The organism is Bradyrhizobium altum (genome assembly GCF_020889705.1).
Taxonomy (GTDB): Bacteria; Pseudomonadota; Alphaproteobacteria; order Rhizobiales; family Xanthobacteraceae; genus Bradyrhizobium; species Bradyrhizobium altum.
In genome coordinates, this window is sequence record NZ_JACMYP010000480.1 from 1 (window position 1) to 3,036 (window position 3,036).

Here is a 3,036-nt window from a genome sequence, read left to right on the forward strand (position 1 = left end):
ATCAGACCCGTTCCGACCGCCGCGCGCTTGCCGCCTGCCTGCGCGGCTCGCGCCGCCTGCTGACGCGCGAGGAGGCCGCCGGGATCCGCGTGCCGGTTCTGATCGCGGTCGGCAGCAAGGACGAGATCGCGGGCTCGGCGTCAGCGCTCGGCCGGATCATTCCGGGTTCGCAGGTGCTCGACATTCCGAACCGCGACCACATGCGGGCGGTCGGTGACAAGGTCTACAAGACCGGCGTCATCGACTTCCTGTCGGGGCGAAAATAGCTCGTCGGCATCGTTCTCGGCATCGTCCTTGGCGAAGGCGCGCGCCGCTGCGATCAGCACCACGAAGGTCGCGACCCACACCATGCGCGCGCCATAGCGGTCGTGCGGCCCCGAGATCACGCCACAGACGGCGGCATTGCCGAGCAGAGCGAGCGTCACCGTGCCCGCCAGCAGCGTCAAATCGTCGAGCCGCCGCTGCCACAGTCCGCGGCCGAACAGGATCACGACAAAGAGCATCGAGGCCAGCGCGACCGGCACGTGGATGCGATTGATCGCGGTGAAGTCGAGGGCCCATTGTTGTTGCCGCGCGGCGCGCATCGGCGCGACCTGCTTGGGAACATAGCGCTCGATGATGCCGTAGGTATGCGGGATCCAGCCTGAGGAGCCTTCGCCGGTCGCGACATCCAACAGCTGGTCCGCGGTTGCCGTCAGCGCCGCCCTGGCCTGCCATCCCGGATATTCGGCGAGCGAACGCACCACGATGTGGCCCATCTCGTCATTCAGTCCCTGAAAGCGGCCGAGCGTGTTGAACATGCTGTGACCCCACAGGAAGTCGTCGGCGGTCGGCGGCAACTCGTCGCGATAGGGGCACAGCTTCAGGTTATCCCTGGCGCAATGATCGCGCAGATATTGCGCGACGATGCCATCCTGCAGCATGCGGCCGAAGGCGACGCCATAGCCGCCGGGTGTCCAGGCAAGCTGACCCGACAGCGCGAAGTTCGCCGCCAGCAGCATCACGGCGGCGGTGACGATGGTCAGGCTGCCTTGCATGAGCCCCGCGACCGGGACGCGGCGGCCGAGCCACGGACGCAGCATCCAGCCGACGCAGCACAGGCCAAGCAGCACCGCGAGCGTCGCGCTGTGCGTGGCGGCGGAAAACGCGATGAACCCGAACAGCACCGCCTTCTCGAGCGTAGAAATCCGCTCGCCGTGCAGGACGAGAATAAAGAGGGCGAGCACCGAGAGGCCGGCAAAGATGTCGGTCAGCAGCATGCTGGCGAGCCAGGGCAGGGCGGTGGTGGCGATCAGTGCGAGGCTGATCGCGATCAGCCGGACCGGCCGGGCGAGCTCGAGCATGCGCAGGGTCAGTTGCAGGATCCACAGCGTCGCCAGGGTCTGTATGCCGAGGTTGAGCCAGAAGCCCGACGTCTCACCGATATGAAGATAGATGCCGAACACCGTGGACCGGCTCGGCACCAGATAGCCCTCGTACCAGCGCGCCAGATAGCCGCCGGTATCCCATTGGAGCAGCGGATAGCCGTTCCAGAAGGCAGGCGCGAGGAGCAGGAGGGGAATGGCAATGGTGGCGATCCAGACCGACCGTGCATCGGTCAGGCGCCCACGTAACGTCAGGGTATTGATGGTATTTTCCCCCTTTTATTGGGGCCGACCATGCCCAAAACCACACTCGGGACGAAATCCGCCAATAGTTGCAGAAGCGCGGCTTGATTTCGGCAAAATCCCGACCAATTCCCCTAGACATCGGCCCGGGGGCGTTCGGCTGGGGTTTACCGTACCGGGACGCGCTGGGGTCACCGTGCTATAACGCACATCAGAACAACCGAATTGCGAGAGCAGCTATGGCAGTTCATCAGGTCAATCCGCAGGGGGCGAAGCTGGCGGCACTCGATCCGATCTGGGATCGAATCCGCGGCGAGGCGGAAGACATCCTGCGCCGCGAGCCGGAGCTCGCATCCTTCATCTATGCGACCGTGTTGCATCATGAGCGCCTGGAAGATTCCGTGGTCCATCGCATTGCCGATCGGCTCGACCACGCTGCGCTGTCGGGCGACCTGATCCGCCAGACCTATGGTGAGGCATTGCGCGATGAGCCCGATATCGGCAACGCCTTCCGCGCCGATCTCGTCGCCGTCTATGACCGCGATCCCGCGACCTCGCGCTTCATCGATCCATTGCTCTACTTCAAGGGCTTCCACGCGCTGCAGACCCATCGTCTCGCGCATTGGCTCTATCAGAAGGGCCGCAAGGATTTTGCCTTCTACCTGCAGAGCCGCTCGTCGGCGGTGTTCCAGACCGACATCAATCCGGCGGCCAGGATCGGCCGCGGCATCTTCCTCGATCACGCCACCGGCTTCGTCTGCGGCGAGACGGCCGTCATCGACGACGATGTCTCGATCCTGCATGGCGTCACGCTCGGCGGCACCGGCAAGGAGAACGAGGATCGCCATCCGAAGATCCGGCACGGCGTGCTGATCGGCGCCGGCGCCAAGATCCTCGGCAATATCGAGATCGGTCATTGCGCGCGGATCGCGGCGGGCTCCGTCGTGGTCAAGCCCGTGCCGCACAACGTCACGGTCGCGGGCGTGCCGGCGAAAATCGTCGGCGAGGCCGGCTGTGCGGAGCCGTCGCGCACCATGGACCAGATGCTCAACGCGATCGGGCTTTGATTTCACTCGCTTTCTGATCGGTACCGCGCTTTAGCGTGTGCGCAACATCACGTCGCCAAAGCCTGAAAAGGCTCTGGCGATCTTTGTCGTCTCGTCCTAAAACTCCCCCGAAAATCATCGACCCGATTGGAGACGGCTGTGGACGTTCAGGAAGTCAGGAAGCTCGACGCGTATCTCAAACGCGTGTTCAGCAATCCCAAGATCCGCGTGGTGCCGCGGCCCAAGAAGGACGACTCGGCCGAGGTCTATATCGGTGAGGAGTTCATCGGCGTGCTGTTCGTCGACGACGAGGACGATGATCGCTCGTTCCAGTTCCAGATGGCCATCCTGGAAGAAGATCTGGGCGAGCAGGGCTGAACGGG

3 protein-coding genes and 1 pseudogene are annotated in these 3,036 nt (G+C 64.2%); 3 read left to right on the forward strand and 1 reads right to left on the reverse strand.

The genetic code is table 11. The annotated features are described in order from the left end of the window. The coding region (locus tag H8B02_RS46515) for an alpha/beta fold hydrolase (protein ID WP_229172409.1) at nt 1-266 on the forward strand (266 nt) is incomplete at its 5' end. A gap of 15 nt (nt 267-281) precedes the next feature. Here H8B02_RS46515 and H8B02_RS49250 read toward each other — a convergent pair. Continuing rightward, nucleotides 282-1,628: pseudogene (locus H8B02_RS49250) on the reverse strand (hypothetical protein); the annotation flags it as partial. A gap of 218 nt (nt 1,629-1,846) precedes the next feature. Here H8B02_RS49250 and cysE point away from each other — a divergent pair. Both cysE and H8B02_RS46530 read left to right on the forward strand, forming a co-directional pair. Then, nucleotides 1,847-2,674, forward strand: a complete 828-nt coding sequence (gene cysE / locus H8B02_RS46525) for a serine O-acetyltransferase (RefSeq protein WP_092115182.1) — start codon at nt 1,847-1,849, stop codon at nt 2,672-2,674. 138 nt (nt 2,675-2,812) lie between these two features. Further along, nucleotides 2,813-3,031, forward strand: a complete 219-nt coding sequence (locus H8B02_RS46530) for a DUF3126 family protein (protein ID WP_050406403.1) — start codon at nt 2,813-2,815, stop codon at nt 3,029-3,031. Nucleotides 3,032-3,036 lie beyond the last annotated feature (5 nt).